This is a genomic window from Streptomyces sp. NPDC006687 (assembly GCF_040636215.1).
GTDB lineage: Bacteria > Actinomycetota > Actinomycetes > Streptomycetales > Streptomycetaceae > Streptomyces.
Genome location: NZ_JBEYJJ010000008.1, coordinates 232,453 through 247,543 on the forward strand (window position 1 = coordinate 232,453; position 15,091 = coordinate 247,543).

Genomic DNA, 15,091 nt, shown 5'->3' on the forward strand with positions numbered 1-15,091 from the left:
CCAGATGCTGCTCGAAGTCCGCGACCTGCACGTGGAGTTCACCACCCGCGACGGGATCGCACGGGCCGTCAACGGGGTGAGCTACGCGGTGGACGAGGGCGAGACGCTCGCCGTGCTCGGGGAGTCCGGCTCGGGGAAGTCGGTGACGGCCCAGGCCGTGATGGGGATCCTCGACACGCCGCCCGGCAGGATCGCGGGCGGCGAGATCCTCTTCAAGGGCAAGGACCTGCTGAAGACCAAGGAGGACGAGCGCAGGAGGATCCGCGGCGCCGACATGGCGATGATCTTCCAGGACGCCCTGTCCTCCCTCAACCCCGTCCTCAGCGTCGGCGCCCAGCTCGGCGAGATGTACGAGGTCCACCGCGGGATGTCGCGCAAGGACGCCCGCGCCAGAGCCGTCGAGCTGATGGACCGGGTGAAGATCCCCGCCGCCCGCCAGCGCGTGGGCGACTACCCGCACCAGTTCTCCGGCGGTATGCGCCAGCGCATCATGATCGCCATGGCGCTGGCCCTGGAACCCTCTCTGATCATCGCCGACGAACCCACCACCGCCCTCGACGTCACCGTCCAGGCCCAGGTCATGGACCTGCTCGCCGAGCTCCAGCGCGAACTCGGCATGGGGCTGATCCTGATCACCCACGACCTCGGTGTCGTCGCCGACGTGGCCGACAAGATCGCCGTCATGTACGCGGGCCGGATCGTGGAGTCCGCCCCCGTCCACTCCCTCTACAAGGCACCCGCGCACCCCTACACCCGGGGCCTGCTCGACTCGATCCCGCGCCTGGACCAGAAGGGACAGGAGCTCTACGCCATCAAGGGCCTGCCCCCGAACCTGCTGGCCATCCCGCCCGGCTGCGCCTTCAACCCGCGCTGCCCGATGGCCCGGCCCGTCTGCCGCACCGAGGTCCCGCCGCTCGCGGCCGCCGGCCCCGGCCGGGCCAGCGCCTGCTTCTTCTGGAGGGAGTGCCTCGATGCCTGAGCCCCTCCTGGAGGTCCGCGACCTCGTCAAGCACTACCCCCTCACCCAGGGCGTCCTGTTCAAGAGGCAGACCGGCGCGGTCAAGGCCGTCGACGGGGTCTCCTTCGGGCTCGCGGCCGGCGAGACCCTCGGCATCGTCGGCGAGTCCGGCTGCGGGAAGTCCACCGTCGCCAAGATGCTGGTCCACCTGGAACGCCCGACCGCCGGGGTCATCTCGTACAAGGGCGAGGACATCACCAAGCTGTCGGGCCGGGCCCTCAAGGCCGTGCGCCGCAACATCCAGATGGTGTTCCAGGACCCGTACACCTCGCTGAACCCGCGCATGACGGTCGGCGACATCATCGGCGAGCCGTACGAGATCCACCCCGAGGTGGCCCCGAAGGGCGACCGGCGGCGCAAGGTCCAGGAGCTCCTGGACGTCGTCGGCCTGAACCCGGAGTACATCAACCGCTACCCGCACCAGTTCTCCGGCGGCCAGCGCCAGCGCATCGGCATCGCCCGGGGCCTGGCGCTCCAGCCCGAGGTCATCGTCGCGGACGAGCCGGTCTCCGCCCTCGACGTCTCCGTCCAGGCCCAGGTGATCAACCTGCTGGGCCGCCTCCAGGACGACTTCGGGCTGTCCTACGTCTTCATCGCGCACGACCTCTCGATCGTCCGGCACATCTCCGACCGCGTCGGGGTCATGTACCTCGGTCGGATCGTGGAGACGGGCACCGACGCCCAGATCTACGACCACCCCACCCACCCCTACACCCAGGCCCTGCTCTCCGCCGTCCCGGTGCCCGACCCCGACGCGCGCGCCCACCGGGACCGGATCCTGCTCTCCGGCGACGTACCGTCCCCGGCCAACCCCCCCTCGGGCTGCCCCTTCCGCACCCGCTGCTGGAAGGCCGAATCCCGCTGTGCCACGGAGGTACCGCCGCTGGCCGTCCCGGCGTGGCTGCCGCCCGGGCCCGCGGCCCACCCTTCGGCCTGCCATTTCGCCGCCGAGCGGCGGGTGGTCCCGGCCACCGGGGAACTCCCTCCGCCCCCCGCGCCGCTGACGGAGGGGTAGGCGCTGTTCGAACGATTCCGGACGGGGGCGACGCGCCCGGGAGCGATCATTTCCAGCCACCCGGAACACCGGACGCGGGACCCCAGGCTGTCGGTCCAACAGCCTGCTTCCGAGGGCGACTTGACCGATCTGCCCCGAGTTCCCGGCCCCGTCGCCCGGGCGGGATACGGCCGCGAGCCCCCGGACCGCCCCGCCTGACCCCGGCACGCCCCCGGGTGTGCGCGGTATGCGCCCCTCGTGCTGCCGGAATTCGACCGATGCGCTGGTACGGATAGTTATGATCCGTAGCGCACGGTGGGTATGAATCGCCGAGCACGAGTACGCGTACCGATGTCCGCTCGACGTGGAGGTGAAACGCCGTGGCACTATCGATCTCGGCCGTGGTGCTGCTGGCGATCGTCGTCTTCCTTCTGGTCCGCAAGTCGGGCCTGAAGGCGGGGCACGCGTTCGTCTGTGTACTGCTCGGGTTCTACCTGGCGAGTTCGACCGTGGCTCCCACCCTCAGCCAGCTCACGTCGAACGTGGCGAGCATGATCAGTGGCCTCAAGCTGTAGGACCTGCTCGTAGGCTGGGCCCATGAACGGTCTTCCCGCCCGCCGTCTGCTCCTCGTGCACGCGCACCCGGACGACGAGTCGATCAACAACGGCGTCACCATGGCCAAGTACGCGGCCGAGGGCGCCCACGTCGCGCTCGTGACCTGCACCCTCGGCGAGGAGGGCGAGGTCATCCCGCCCGGGCTGGCCCACCTCGCCCCGGACCGCGAGGACACCCTCGGCCCCTTCCGGGCCGGCGAGCTCGCCGCCGCCATGAAGGAGCTCGGCGTCACCGACCACCGCTTCCTCGGCGGCGCCGGCCGCTTCCGCGACTCCGGGATGATGGGCGCCCCGCAGAACACCCGCCCCGGCGCCTTCTGGTCCGCCGGCGTGGACGAGGCGGCCGGGCACCTCGTCGAGGTCATCCGGGAACTGCGCCCGCAGGTCCTCGTCACCTACGACCCGGACGGCGGCTACGGCCACCCCGACCACATCCAGGCCCACCGCGTCGCCATGCGCGCGGCGGAGCTGGCCGCCGACCCCGCCTACCGCCCCGGGCTCGGCGCCCCGCACACCATCGCGAAGGTCTACTGGAACCGGGTCCCGCTCTCCGTGGTGGAGGAGGGCTTCGCGCGGCTGCGCGAGCTGGGCGACGCGCTGCCCTTCCCGGGCCTGGCCACCGCCGCCGACGTGCCCGGTGTGGTTCCCGACGCGCGGATCACCGCCGAGATCGGCGACGCGGAGGGCGAGCGGCGGCTGGTGGAGGCCAAGGCGGCCGCCATGCGGGCGCACGCGACCCAGATCGCCGTGGACGGCCCCTTCTTCGCCCTCTCGAACGACCTGGCCCAGCCCCTGTTCGCCCGCGAGTTCTACGAGCTGGCCGTGGGGGAGCCGGGAGCCCCGGCCGGGACGCGCGAGCGGGACCTGTTCGCGGGGGTGGAGGCGTGACCACAGCCATGACCCCGGGGCGGATCGCCGCCCTGCTGGGCCTGCTTGCGGCGGGCGTCCTCACCGGCCTGGCCGGCTGGCTCGTGGTGGACCTGTGGTTCCCGGCCGGGCTGCTGCTCGCCGTACTGGCCCTCGCCGGGCTGTTCCTCGGCGCCCGGATCGCCCTCGGCGGCGGGCTGGGCGTGGGCGTCGCGGCGGCCGGCTGGTTCCTCTCGTACGTCCTTCTTGGTGTCCCGCGTCCCGAAGGTGACTTCCTGCTGGGTTCCGCCGGAATCGGTATGTACGCATACCTTTTGGGCGGAAGTGCGGTCGCTGTGATCTGTGCCACGATGCGCGGTCCGGTGGAACCGCCGGTTTCGGCCGCGAAACCGCGCGGTTGACGGGTCGCCGGAGCTGCTCGCCCCCCGATCGCGGGCGGGTTGCGGGGGTTTGACGGGCCCTTGGGGGAGGGGGTCCGGAAGGCTAAGAGGAACCTTTCATTCCCCGGGGACAGTTGCGTCCGCGCGGCGGCCAGTATGGTGGACGGGCCGCCGAGCTGCCCGCGCACGGCACGCGGGCGGCGGAGCCAACCGGGAGAACCTGCCTTGAGTCGTGAAACTGACAGTCCGTCCCCCGGGCCCCAAGGGCACGGTGGAGCCGCCTACCCCTCGGGTACGCCGCCGTATGGAACCGGCCAGTCCGCGCCCACGTCCCTGCCGCCCCGGCCTGGCGCGGAGACCGCCCCGGAGGAGAACCCTGTGACGTCGAACCCGTCCACGCCCGACACCGACGGGCCGAAGACCGAGACCACCCTGACGACCCGGATCCGGATCAACATCCCGGGTTCGCGGCCGATCCCGCCCGTGGTCGTCCGCAAGCCGGTGAAGGACGCCCCCGCGGAGCCCTCCGCCGGCTCCGCCGAGCCCGAGCCCGCCCCGCGCGGCCAGGCGCCCGCCCGGGGCCAGGACCCGGCGCGCGGCCAGGCCCCCGCCCGCGGCCAGGACTCCGGCCGCGGCCAGGCGCCCGCCCCGCGCGGGCAGGCCCCTTCCCCGGCCCCGGCGCGCACCGGCCTGCCGTCGCGGCCCGCGGCCCAGGAGTCCGCGCCCGGGCAGGGCCCGGCCTCCGGCGAGGGGTCGTCGGGCGCCGGCTGGTTCGCCCCGCGCAAGGCGGCGACGCCCCCGCCCGCCCCCGCGGCCCCGGCACCCGCCGCCAGCTACGGCTCCTCGGCGCCCGCCCCCGCCAACGCCCCGCGCAACGCCCCCGGCGGCGTCCCGGGCAACGGCCCGCGCGGTGACTTCGACGGCGGCCCCGGCGGTGGCCCGCGCGGCGGTACGGGCAACGGCCCCGGCGGCGGCCCGCGCGGCGGCCTCGACGGTGGCCCCGGCCCCGGCACCGGCGCCGGGTTCGCGCCCCCGGCCGCCCCCGGCCGCCCGCAGCCCCCCGCGCCCGCCCCCCGTACCGGCGCGGGCGCCGGTTTCGCGCCCGCCCCCGGCGCCGGCGGCCCCGGCGCGGGCTCCGCCCAGGGGTACGCGGCGTACGACGCGGGCCCGTCCACCGAGGCGTTCCCCGCCTTCACCGAGCCCTCCGGCCCCACCGGCGGCCCCGCGCTGGGCACCGTCCCGCCGGGCGCCGGCGAGGCCCCGCGCTGGCCCGGCCCCGAGGCCCCGGAGACCACCGGCCCGGCCGGCCCCTTCCCCGGCCCGGCCGCCCCGCCGCCCGGCCCCCGGCCGCCCCTGCCGACGCCCGCGCCCGCCGGGAAGTCCGGCAAGAAGGCCCCGTCCGCCAAGCCCGCCAAGAAGAAGGGCCGCTCCAAGCTGGTCCTGCTCGGCGGCGGCCTCCTCACCCTCGTGGCCGTGGCCTACGGCGCCGGTCTGCTGATGAACCACTCCGACATCCCCAAGGGCACCAAGGTCCTCGGCGTCGACATCAGCGGCAGCCGCGACGACGCCGTGGCCAAGCTCCAGACGGCCTTCGGCAAGCGCTCCGCCACCCCGCTCCAGCTCACCGTCGGCGGCAAGACCGTCGAGCTGAAGCCCGAGAAGGCCGGCCTGACCCTCGACGGCCAGACCACCGTCCGCAACGCCGCCGGCAGCGACTACAACCCGGTCACCGTCATCGGGTCGCTCTTCGGCGTGGAGCGCACGGCCACCGCCGTCATGCCGGTGGACGAGGAGAAGCTGAAGGTCTCCCTCCAGGAGCTCTCCGGCACCGCCGGCACCGCCACCGAGGGCACCATCACCTTCGAGACCGGCAAGCCCGTCGCGGTCCCCGGCAAGGCCGGCACCAGCCTGGACGTCGACGGCTCCGTGGACCGGGTCACCAAGGCGTTCCGCGAGCTGGTCGCCAACGGCAAGGCGGCCCCCGTCGAACTCCCCACGGCCACCAAGGAACCGACCATCACCCAGGCGGAACTGAACCGGGCGATGAAGGAGTTCGCGGAGCCGGCCATGTCCGCCCCCGTGACCGTCAAGGCGGGAACCAAGTCCCTGGCCTTCGGCGCCAAGTCCCTGCCGAAGATCCTCAGCATGGCGCCCGTCCAGGGCAAGCTCGTCGAGAAGTACGACCTGGAGGCCCTCAAGGCCACCTACGGCAACGCCTTCGACGGGGTCCTGATCACCCGGGGCACCGGCGCGAAGACCCCGGTCACCCCGCAGGACGTCGTGGGCGCCCTCGGCAAGGGCCTGGTCGGCAAGACCCCCGCCGAGCGGGTCGTGACGATCGACACCAACGCCAACTGAGGCTCCACCAGGCCGCGCAGAGCCCCTCCCGGGAGCGCCGGGAGGGGCTCCGCGCGTCTACCTGACCGGCGACGTCATGCCCTGGCCATGACATCTGTCATCCCGCTCCCACGACACAGGACACTGCCGCGCGCACCCCCGTCCGGGAGAAGCTCGGTGCATGAAGACGACGACCGCGACGCAGTCCGGAGCCCCCGGACCCGCACACGCCGGCGGCGACAGCCCCGTGGTGAGCTTCCGACAGGTGACCAAGAACTACGGGCAGGTCCGGGCCGTCGACGGACTCACCCTCGACCTCCACCCGGGCGAGACCGTCGCCCTCCTCGGCCCCAACGGCGCCGGCAAGTCCTCCACCCTCGACCTGCTCCTGGGCCTGCGCCCCGCCGACTCCGGCACCGTGAGCCTCTTCGGCACCACGCCCCGCGAGGCGATCGCGGCCGGCCGGGTCGGCGCCATGCTCCAGAGCGGCGGCCTGATGGAGGAGGTGACCGTGCGCGAGCTCGTCAGCCTCGGCTGCGCCCTGCACCCCCGCCCGTACCCGGTCGACGAGGTGCTCTCCCGCGCCGGCGTCACGGAGATCGCCGGGCGCATGGTCAACAAGCTCTCCGGCGGCCAGGAGCAGCGCGTGCGCTTCGCCCTCGCCACCGCCGGACACAACGACCTGATCATCCTGGACGAGCCGACCACCGGCATGGACGTCACCTCCCGCCACGCCTTCTGGGCCACCATGCGCGAGCAGGCCGCCCAGGGCCGTACGGTCCTGTTCGCCACCCACTACCTGGAAGAGGCGGACGCGATCGCCGACCGGGTCCTGGTCCTGAACAAGGGCCGGCTCCTCGCCGACGGCACCGCCGCCGAGATCAAGGCCAAGGCCGGCGCCCGCAAGGTCGCCTTCGACCTCGACGGCGTGATCGACCAGCAGATCCTGCGCGCCCTGCCGGCCCTGACCTCCTTCGAGGTCAACGGCTCCACCGTGCGCCTGCAGTCGCGCGACGCCGACGCCACCGTCCACGCCGTGTACGCCCTCGGGCTCTACCCCCGCAACCTGGAGGTCGCGGGCCTGGGCCTGGAGCAGGCATTCATCGCCCTGACCGAGGCCGAGGAGGCCCACGCTTCATGAACACCGGAACGCTGAACCTGATCAGGCTGGAGATCAGCCGCGCCCTGCGGAACAAGAAGTACATCTTCTTCACGCTGCTCTACCCGGCGGCCCTCTTCCTGATGCTCGGCGGCACCCTCGACGGGACCACCAAGGTCATGGGCACCGAACTGACCATGCCCGCCTTCTACATGGTCGCCATGGCCTCCTTCGGCGCCCTGACCGCCGTCCTGGTGGGCAACGCCGAACGCATCGCCAAGGAGCGGGAGGCCGGCTGGGTGCGCCAGCTGCGCCTGACCGCCCTGCCCGGCCACGGCTACGTGCTCGGCAAGACGGCCAGCGCGGGCGTGCTCTCGCTGCCGGCCATCCTCGTGGTCTTCCTCGTCGCCGCCGTCGCCAAGGGCGTCCGCTTCGAGCTCTGGCAGTGGCTCGCCCTGACCGGCTCCATCTGGGCCGGCAGCCTCGTCTTCGCGGCCCTGGGCGTGGCCATCGGCTACCTCGCCGGCGCCGACAACGTCCGGCCGCTGAGCATGCTGTTCTACTTCGCCCTGTCGATCCTCGGGGGCCTGTGGATGCCCACCGCCGCCTTCCCGCAGTGGCTCCAGAACATCTGCGAGTGGCTGCCGACCCACGCCTACGCGGGTCTCGGCCAGGCCATCGAGCTGGGCGGCGCCCCGCAGGCCAAGGACGTGGCGATCCTCGTGGGGTACTTCGTACTCTTCACCGGTGCGGCCGCCTGGCTGTACCGCAAGGACTCACTGAAGGCGTAGGGACCGTGGGGCTGACGCACGACACCGAGGGCGTGGGCCGCAGCGTCCGGGCACCCGACAAGACCGTCCACAAGGTGGTCAAGAGCCTCTGGATCCTCATCTGGCTCTTCTACCTCAGTGCCCCCGTCACCGACCTGGTGAGCGGGGGGCACAGCACCGGTGCCCGGGTGCTGGGCGGGCTGGGGCTGCTGGGCTTCGTCGTCTGGTACCTGCGGCTGGTGTTCCGCCCCGACCAGCAGAAGCCGGTGCGGCCGGTCCTGCTGTCGCTGGCCGTGCTCAGCGCGGAGGCGTCGGTGCTCTCGCTGGCCCTGGGACGCGAGTGGCTGGTGCTGTTCGTCTACGTCTCCATCGCCTCCGGAGCCGCCCTGCCGCTGAGGCTCTCGCGCCTGACGGTCCCGGGCGCGACGGCGATCCTGACGGCGCTGGCCCTCACGGTGCCGGGCGGCGACGCCTACCTGGCCGGGCTGCTGATCCCGGCCCTGATGGGCGGGTTCGCGATGGTCGGGGTCCGCGAGATGATCCGGACCACCATCGAGCTCCGGCAGGCCCGGGCCACGGTGGCGCAGCTCGCGGCGAACGAGGAACGCCTGAGGATGGCCCGTGACCTGCACGACCTGCTGGGCCACTCGCTGTCGCTGATCACGCTCAAGAGCGAGCTCGCCGGCCGGATGCTGCCCGACCACCCGGACCGGGCCGCCCAGCAGGTGGCGGACATCGAGAAGGTCTCCCGGCAGGCGCTGGTCGACGTACGGGAGGCCGTCAGCGGCTACCGGCGGCCGACCCTGCCCGGCGAGCTCGCGGGCGCCCGGACGGCCCTGGCCGCGGCCGGGGTACGGGCCGACCTGCCCGCGGACTTCACCGACGAGGTTCCGGAAGAGCCGGAGTGCGCGCTGGCCTGGTCGCTGCGCGAGGCGGTGACCAACGTGGTCCGGCACAGCGGCGCCACCCGCTGCACGGTGGCCCTGACGACCCGGCAGACCCTCGCGGGACCGGTCCTGGAGCTGTCGGTGACCGACGACGGCGCGGGCGGCGCGGCGGTCCCCGGCAACGGCCTGACGGGCCTGACGGAACGTCTGGAGGCGGTCGGCGGGACGCTGTGGGCGGGCCCCGCGGGCCGGACCGGCTTCCGGCTGCTGGCGCGCGTCCCCCTAGGATCCCCGTCATGACGCACGCCACCGACGCCGCGCCGGCCCCCATCCGCATCCTCCTGGCGGAGGACCAGTCCATGGTCCGGGAAGCCCTCGCCGCCCTCCTCGGACTGGAGCCGGACATCGAGGTCCTGGCCCAGGTGGCACGGGGCGACGAGGTCCTGGCGGCGGCCCTCGCCCACGACGTGAACGTGGCCCTGCTGGACATCGAGATGCCCGGTATGACGGGCATCGAGGCGGCCAAGGCCCTGCGCCTCGCCCTCCCGGCCCTCAAGATCGTGATCGTGACCACCTTCGGCCGCCCCGGCTACCTGCGCGGGGCGATGGAAGCGGGCGCGTCGGCGTTCCTGGTCAAGGACGCCCCGGCGGCGGAGCTCGCGGAGGCGGTGCGCAAGGTCCTCGCGGGCGAGCGCGTCATCGACCCCGGCCTCGCGGCCGCCGCCCTGGCGGAGGGCGCGAACCCGCTCACCGAGCGGGAACGGGAGGTGCTGCGCGCCGCCGAACACGGCGCGACCAACGCCGAACTGGCGGCGGCCCTCTCCCTCTCCCAGGGCACCGTCCGCAACTACCTCTCGACGGCCATCCAGAAGCTGGCCGCCCGCAACCGCGCCGAGGCGGTCCGCGTGGCCCGCGAAAAGGGCTGGCTTTAGCCCCGGGCGCTGACCAGACTTCCCCGGTGTTCCGAAAACTGTGGGCGGCCACCGCCGCCGCGAACCTGGCGGACGGCGTGAGTCTGGCCGCGGCGCCCCTGCTGGCGGCCACCATCACCCGTGACCCGGCCCTGATCGCGGGCGTCACCGTCGCCCAGCGCGCCCCCTGGCTGGTCCTGGCCTTCGTCTCCGGGGCGCTCGCGGACCGCCTGGACCGCCGCACGGTGGCCCAGAGCGCGAACTGGATCCGCTGCGCGGCCTTCGCCGGCCTCACCGCGGCCGTCCTGGGCGGGGCGCTGTCCATGCCCCTGCTGTACGTGCTCCTCTTCGCGATCGGCACCGCGGAGACCCTCTACGAGAGCGTGTCGGCCGCCTGGGTGCCGATGCTGGTCGGCCCGGGGGAGCTCACCCGGGCCAACAGCCGCCTCCAGACGACCTTCGTCGTCTGCAACGAGTTCGCCGGGCCGCCGCTCGGCGGCTTCCTCTTCGCCGCGGCGGCCTTCGCGCCCTTCGCGCTGGGGACGGCCGGATACCTGGCCGCCGTGGGCCTGCTGGCCCTCATCCCCCGGGCGGTGCGGCGCGAGGACGAACCGGCCCCCGCGCCGCTCACGGTGCGCGGCGTGGCCGAGGACATCGCCGTCGGCGCGCGCTGGTACTGGTCCTCACCCCTCCTGCGCGCCTTCAGCCTGATGGCCGCCGTCGGCAACGCGGCCGCCGCCGCCAGCTACGGCCTGCTGGTCCTCCTCGCGCAGGACGAACTGGGCGTCTCCGACCAGGGCTACGGCGTCATGCTCGCCGCCGGCGCGATCGGCGCGGTCCTCGGCGGCATGGCGGCGGGCCCGGTCGGCGCCCGGTTCGCTCCCGGCACGCTGATCCTGCTGACCAGCCTGCTGTCGGCGGCGTGCACGGCGGGGCTGGGCCTGGCCGTCAGCCCGGCCGTGACCGTCGCCCTCATGGCCCTGGACGGCTTCGTGGTCCTCGTCCTGTCCGTCCATGTGGTGACCCTGCGCCAGCAGATCGTGCCCCAGGAGCTGATGGGCCGGGTCACCTCCGTCTACCGGGTCGTCGCGATCGGCTCCTTCGCCGTCGGCGGTATCGCGGGCGGCGCCGTGGCCGGCGCGTTCGGCGTCCCCGCCGCCTTCTACGCCGGCGGCGCGGCCATCGCCCTCGTCGCCTTCCTGGTGCTGCCCGTCCTCAGCAACACCCGCCTGAGCGAGCTCCAGCGGCGGGCAGCGGCGGCCGAGGCGGAGGCGGAGGCCGGCGCCGCGCCCGTCAGTTGAGCAGGGCGCGGGCCGCGGCGGCCTCCCCGCGGATGCGGACCGCCGCCTCGGGGTCGACCGCGTCCATGACCACCGCGTACCCCTCCATCTCCGCCGCGCCCTCCTGGAAGGAACCGCGCTCCACCAGCAGCCGGGCCCGCTCGTAGCGCAGCGCCGCCGGATGCGAGGGCAGCAGCAGGGACAGGTCCAGGGACCACAGGGCGACGGCCGAGTGCTCCGGCCGGGCCGACGCCCACACCCGGATGTTCCCCAGGATCCGCAGGACGATGTCCAGGGTGCGGGCGGGCGTCCGCGGCCCCCGCGCCAGCTCCGCCGGACCCGCCCCCAGCGAGGCGCCGCCCGCGAACGGGTCCACCACCACCCCCTCCTCGGGGTCCCCGAAGCCCACCGTGAAGTGCCCCGGAAGCGCCAGCCCGTACACCGGCGCCCCCGCACGCCGGGCCACCTCCATCCACACCACCGACAGCAGGATCGGCAGCCCGCGCCGGCGCCGCAGCACCTCGTGCAGCAGCGAGGACTCCAGCCGGTCGTAGTCCTTCGGGGTGCCGTGGAAGCCGGCCCGGCGGCCCAGCAGCTCCGTCACCGCCGCCGCCCAGGCCCGCGCCCCGCGCAGCCCGTACGGCAGCATCCCCGCCAGCCGGTCCAGCTCCACCTGCGCCCAGTCCATGGCCCGTTCGTCCAGCTCCGGGTCGGCCTCCGCCGCCAGCAGCAGGCACAGCAGCGCCAGGTCCGGCCGCTCGGAGCGGGCCTCCGCCGCGAACAGCTCCCGCGTGGCCGCGCTCATGCCCCGGCTCCGGCGCGGAAGTGGTGGTAGGCGTGGTGCGTGGCGAAGCCCAGGCCGTCGTACAGGGCGTGCGCGGCGTCGTTGTCGCTCTCCACCTGGAGCCAGGCCGCCGAGGCCCCCTCCTCCAGCGCCCGCCGGGCCAGCGCCGTCATCACCGCCGTCGCGAGCCCCGCGCGGCGGTCCTCCGGGGCGACCGTGACCGCGCCGAAGCCGGCCCAGCGCCCGTCGACCACGCACCGGCCGACCGCCCGCCCGCCGTCCAGCGAGGCGAACCACACCGACGGCCCCTCCACCAGCACCCGCCGCGCCAGGTCCGGGTCGCGGACCTTGCCGTAGCGGCCGAGCCACTCCTCGCCGGGCTCCCGGGTCAGCCGTATCCCGGACAGGTCCGCGTCCCGGTCGGCCACCGGCGCCAGGCCCCCGGTGCGGACCTCCGCCGAGACCTCCCTGACCCAGCCGCGTGCCTCCAGCTCCGCGCAGAGCACCTCCTGGGTGCCGGCCGCGCCGGTCGCCGCCTGGACGTACGCCGGCAGAGCGCGTCGCGCGTACCAGGCCGTCACCCGCGCGAGTGCTTCGTCCAGGGGTATCCCGGGGTCGCCGAGGGCGAGGGCCGAGTTGGCCCGCCGGGTGAACCCGCCGGCGGCCCGCAGCGTCCACTCGCCCAGGACTTCGCTCTCCAGCGGCTGCCAGGCCCGGGCCGTGACCCGCGCCAGCTCCTCGAAGGAGGCCGCGGGACCCCGCCGGCGGGCCGGGGCGGCCGGCACCACCTTGCCCGCGACCAGCGAGGATTCCGCGATGTGGACGGACACCCCGTCCTTCCTTGTGATCGTCAGCACACCCCCGGTCCAGGATGTGAGAACACCGACGGTGTCGGCGAAGGCGGGGGAGGTGCCGACACCCTCCAGCACCCGTCGTACAGAGACTCGTTTCCCCACGTCAGCCTGGGTGATACGGACCTCCAGCAGTCCACCGGCAGTGATTTCCACAGCTCTGTCCGCCCCTCCTGTTCGGATCGTGCCCGGGAACGGAGATACTAGGTGCGGGCATCGACGACGCCGCGCTCCCGCGCGAATGGACAGCCCTACCGAGGAGGAACGAGAGCGTGACCTACGTCATCGCGGAGCCTTGTGTCGACGTCAAGGACAAGGCATGCATCGAAGAGTGCCCCGTCGACTGCATCTACGAGGGCCAGCGGTCCTTGTACATCCACCCGGACGAGTGCGTCGACTGCGGCGCGTGTGAGCCGGTCTGCCCGGTCGAGGCCATCTTCTACGAGGATGACACCCCGGAGGAGTGGAAGGACTACTACAAGGCGAACGTCGAGTTCTTCGACGAGCTCGGCTCGCCCGGTGGTGCCTCCAAGCTCGGTCTGATCGAGCGCGACCACCCCTTCGTCGCCGCGCTGCCCGCCGGCATCAACGGCGAGCACTGACCGTTTCACGGCACACGCGCCCCTTCGGTCCCGTACGGCACTGCTGCCGGGCGGGACCGAGCCGTTTTCCCGCCCGTTTCCCGTACGTTTCCCGCCCCTGAGAGAGAGCAGAGCACCGTGGCCGCAGTTTCCGACCGTCTCCCCGCGTTCCCCTGGGACAAGCTGGAGCCGTACAAGAAGACGGCGGCGGCCCACGAGGACGGCATCGTCGACCTGTCCGTCGGCACGCCCGTCGACCCGGTGCCGCAGCTCGTCCAGGACGCCCTGACCGGCGCCGCCGACTCCCCGGGCTACCCGACGGTGTGGGGCACCCCCGCGCTGCGCGACGCGATCACCGGCTGGCTGCGCGGCCGGCTCGGGGCGAGCGCCGCCGGGCACCGCAACGTCCTGCCCGTCGTCGGCTCCAAGGAGCTGGTGGCCTGGCTGCCGACCCAGCTGGGCCTGGGCCCCGGGGACCAGGTGGCCTACCCGCGCCTGGCGTACCCGACGTACGAGGTCGGCGCGCGGCTGTGCGGGGCCGAGCCCGTGGTGTACGACGACCCGACGGAGCTGGACCCGGCCGGGCTGAAGCTGCTCTGGCTCAACTCCCCGTCCAACCCCACCGGAAAGGTCCTCGGCAAGGAGGAACTGATCCGGATCGTCGCCTGGGCCCGGGAACACGGGATCCTGGTCTTCAGCGACGAGTGCTACCTGGAGCTCGGCTGGGAGGCCGAGCCGGTCTCCGTCCTGCACGACGAGGTCTGCGGCGGCTCCTACGAGGGGCTCGTCGCCGTCCACTCGCTCTCCAAGCGCTCCAACCTGGCCGGCTACCGGGCGGCCTTCATCGCCGGCGACGAGCACGTCCTCGCCGAGCTGCTGGAGATCCGCAAGCACGGCGGCATGATGACCCCGGCGCCCGTCCAGGCCGCGGTGATCGCGGCCCTCGGCGACGACGCGCACGTGGCCGAGCAGCGCGGCCGCTACGCCGCCCGCCGCGAGGCACTGCGCACGGCCCTGGAGGGCCACGGCTTCCGCGTCGAGCACAGCGAGGCCAGCCTCTACCTGTGGGTGACCCGCGACGAGCCCTGCTGGGACACCGTCGCCCACCTCGCCTCCCTCGGCATCCTGGTGGCGCCGGGCGACTTCTACGGGGAGGCCGGCGCACGGTTCGTCCGCGTCGCCTTCACCGCCACCGACGAGCGGGTCGAGGCCGCGGTCAAGCGCCTCGGCTAGGCCGCACACGGAACGCACCGAGGGGCCGGGAGCGGTGTGCTCCCGGCCCCTCGGCGTTGCGGCGTGTGCGGAAGGCTCAGCCGCCCAGCGGCAGGGAGCCCAGCGGCAGGGCGCCGACCGGCAGGTCGTGGCCCACGGGCAGCTGCGAGAGCGGCAGCCCGCCCAGCATCTGGCCCGCGCTGCCCGCCACGTCCGAGGCGGGCGCGGCGGCGGGGAGGGCCTTGGTGGCGGTGCCGGCGACGTCCGCGGCCGCGCCGGTGGCCGCCCCGGTGGCGGCGGTGGCGTCGGCGGCGTCCGGGGCGGCGAGCGTGCCCAGCTGCGGCACGGACTCCAGGCCCGCGGCGCCGGCCACGCCGGCCGCACCGACCACGGGAGCGGTACCGGCTGCGAGGAGAAGCGCGGCGCGGGCGATCCGGCGGGTCAGGGGGAGGGACATGATGCTCCTAAGCGGTAGCGGCTGCGTACGCCGTGTACAACCGCTCCC

General features: G+C 74.0%; 16 protein-coding genes. 13 read left to right on the forward strand and 3 right to left on the reverse strand.

Features of this window, described 5'->3' with window-relative positions; translation table 11 throughout:
- Nucleotides 1-4: 4 nt before the first annotated feature.
- The 11 genes from ABZ716_RS13255 to ABZ716_RS13305 all read left to right on the forward strand — a co-directional run bounded on the left by ABZ716_RS13255 (nt 5) and on the right by ABZ716_RS13305 (nt 11,179).
- Nucleotides 5-979, forward strand: a complete 975-nt coding sequence (locus ABZ716_RS13255; protein ID WP_358958666.1) for an ABC transporter ATP-binding protein — start codon at nt 5-7, stop codon at nt 977-979.
- Nucleotides 972-2,033 carry a dipeptide ABC transporter ATP-binding protein gene (locus ABZ716_RS13260; protein ID WP_358958669.1) on the forward strand — a complete coding sequence of 354 codons (1,062 nt, stop codon included), beginning with the start codon at nt 972-974 and terminating at the stop codon, nt 2,031-2,033. Before ABZ716_RS13255 ends, ABZ716_RS13260 begins: the two co-directional genes overlap by 8 nt.
- A 359-nt stretch (nt 2,034-2,392) precedes the next feature.
- Nucleotides 2,393-2,587, forward strand: coding sequence for a hypothetical protein (locus ABZ716_RS13265; RefSeq protein ID WP_007266329.1), 195 nt, complete (start codon nt 2,393-2,395; stop codon nt 2,585-2,587).
- Between the two features lie 22 nt (nt 2,588-2,609).
- Complete coding sequence (mshB, locus tag ABZ716_RS13270; protein WP_358958671.1) at nt 2,610-3,515, forward strand: N-acetyl-1-D-myo-inositol-2-amino-2-deoxy-alpha-D-glucopyranoside deacetylase; 906 nt, start codon at nt 2,610-2,612, stop codon at nt 3,513-3,515.
- Nucleotides 3,512-3,895: a DUF6113 family protein gene (locus tag ABZ716_RS13275; protein ID WP_358811063.1), complete on the forward strand. Its 384-nt coding sequence runs from the start codon at nt 3,512-3,514 to the stop codon at nt 3,893-3,895. The genes mshB and ABZ716_RS13275 overlap by 4 nt, the downstream gene beginning before the upstream one ends.
- A gap of 357 nt (nt 3,896-4,252) precedes the next feature.
- Nucleotides 4,253-6,232, forward strand: coding sequence for a hypothetical protein (locus ABZ716_RS13280; RefSeq protein ID WP_358958674.1), 1,980 nt, complete (start codon nt 4,253-4,255; stop codon nt 6,230-6,232).
- Between the two features lie 160 nt (nt 6,233-6,392).
- Entirely contained in the window at nt 6,393-7,352 is a 960-nt protein-coding gene (locus ABZ716_RS13285) for an ABC transporter ATP-binding protein (protein WP_358811061.1), read from the forward strand.
- Entirely contained in the window at nt 7,349-8,101 is a 753-nt protein-coding gene (locus ABZ716_RS13290) for an ABC transporter permease (RefSeq protein ID WP_358811060.1), read from the forward strand. Before ABZ716_RS13285 ends, ABZ716_RS13290 begins: the two co-directional genes overlap by 4 nt.
- 32 nt (nt 8,102-8,133) lie before the next feature.
- Nucleotides 8,134-9,267 carry a sensor histidine kinase gene (locus ABZ716_RS13295; RefSeq protein ID WP_358958729.1) on the forward strand — a complete coding sequence of 378 codons (1,134 nt, stop codon included), beginning with the start codon at nt 8,134-8,136 and terminating at the stop codon, nt 9,265-9,267.
- Entirely contained in the window at nt 9,264-9,899 is a 636-nt protein-coding gene (locus tag ABZ716_RS13300; protein WP_358958677.1) for a response regulator transcription factor, read from the forward strand. The genes ABZ716_RS13295 and ABZ716_RS13300 overlap by 4 nt, the downstream gene beginning before the upstream one ends.
- 26 nt (nt 9,900-9,925) lie before the next feature.
- On the forward strand, nt 9,926-11,179 hold the full coding sequence (locus ABZ716_RS13305) for an MFS transporter (protein WP_358958679.1): 1,254 nt from the start codon (nt 9,926-9,928) through the stop codon (nt 11,177-11,179).
- Here ABZ716_RS13305 and ABZ716_RS13310 read toward each other — a convergent pair.
- Entirely contained in the window at nt 11,172-11,963 is a 792-nt protein-coding gene (locus ABZ716_RS13310; protein WP_358811043.1) for a transglutaminase-like domain-containing protein, read from the reverse strand. The genes ABZ716_RS13305 and ABZ716_RS13310 overlap by 8 nt on opposite strands.
- A complete protein-coding gene (locus tag ABZ716_RS13315) occupies nt 11,960-12,949 on the reverse strand; it encodes a GNAT family N-acetyltransferase (RefSeq protein WP_358958682.1) in 990 nt (329 codons plus the stop codon). Before ABZ716_RS13315 ends, ABZ716_RS13310 begins: the two co-directional genes overlap by 4 nt.
- 116 nt (nt 12,950-13,065) lie before the next feature.
- On the opposite strand from ABZ716_RS13315, the gene fdxA reads away from it, so the two are divergent.
- On the forward strand, nt 13,066-13,395 hold the full coding sequence (gene fdxA / locus ABZ716_RS13320; RefSeq protein WP_030011906.1) for a ferredoxin: 330 nt from the start codon (nt 13,066-13,068) through the stop codon (nt 13,393-13,395).
- A 117-nt stretch (nt 13,396-13,512) separates the two neighbouring features.
- Entirely contained in the window at nt 13,513-14,607 is a 1,095-nt protein-coding gene (dapC, locus tag ABZ716_RS13325) for a succinyldiaminopimelate transaminase (RefSeq protein ID WP_358811041.1), read from the forward strand.
- A gap of 76 nt (nt 14,608-14,683) precedes the next feature.
- Here the strand turns inward: dapC and ABZ716_RS13330 are convergent, their stop codons facing one another.
- On the reverse strand, nt 14,684-15,043 hold the full coding sequence (locus ABZ716_RS13330) for an ATP-binding protein (protein WP_358958685.1): 360 nt from the start codon (nt 15,041-15,043) through the stop codon (nt 14,684-14,686).
- Nucleotides 15,044-15,091 lie beyond the last annotated feature (48 nt).

Bases quoted from the DNA above. Each gene is read 5' to 3' on its own strand.
- ABZ716_RS13300 (WP_358958677.1), top strand. From the start codon at position 9,264: ATGACGCACGCCACCGACGCCGCGCCGGCCCCCATCCGCATCCTCCTG.
- mshB (WP_358958671.1), top strand. From the start codon at position 2,610: ATGAACGGTCTTCCCGCCCGCCGTCTGCTCCTCGTGCACGCGCACCCG.
- ABZ716_RS13255 (WP_358958666.1), top strand. From the start codon at position 5: ATGCTGCTCGAAGTCCGCGACCTGCACGTGGAGTTCACCACCCGCGAC.
- ABZ716_RS13310 (WP_358811043.1), bottom strand. From the start codon at position 11,963: ATGAGCGCGGCCACGCGGGAGCTGTTCGCGGCGGAGGCCCGCTCCGAG.
- ABZ716_RS13330 (WP_358958685.1), bottom strand. From the start codon at position 15,043: ATGTCCCTCCCCCTGACCCGCCGGATCGCCCGCGCCGCGCTTCTCCTC.
- ABZ716_RS13290 (WP_358811060.1), top strand. From the start codon at position 7,349: ATGAACACCGGAACGCTGAACCTGATCAGGCTGGAGATCAGCCGCGCC.
- ABZ716_RS13260 (WP_358958669.1), top strand. From the start codon at position 972: ATGCCTGAGCCCCTCCTGGAGGTCCGCGACCTCGTCAAGCACTACCCC.
- ABZ716_RS13285 (WP_358811061.1), top strand. From the start codon at position 6,393: ATGAAGACGACGACCGCGACGCAGTCCGGAGCCCCCGGACCCGCACAC.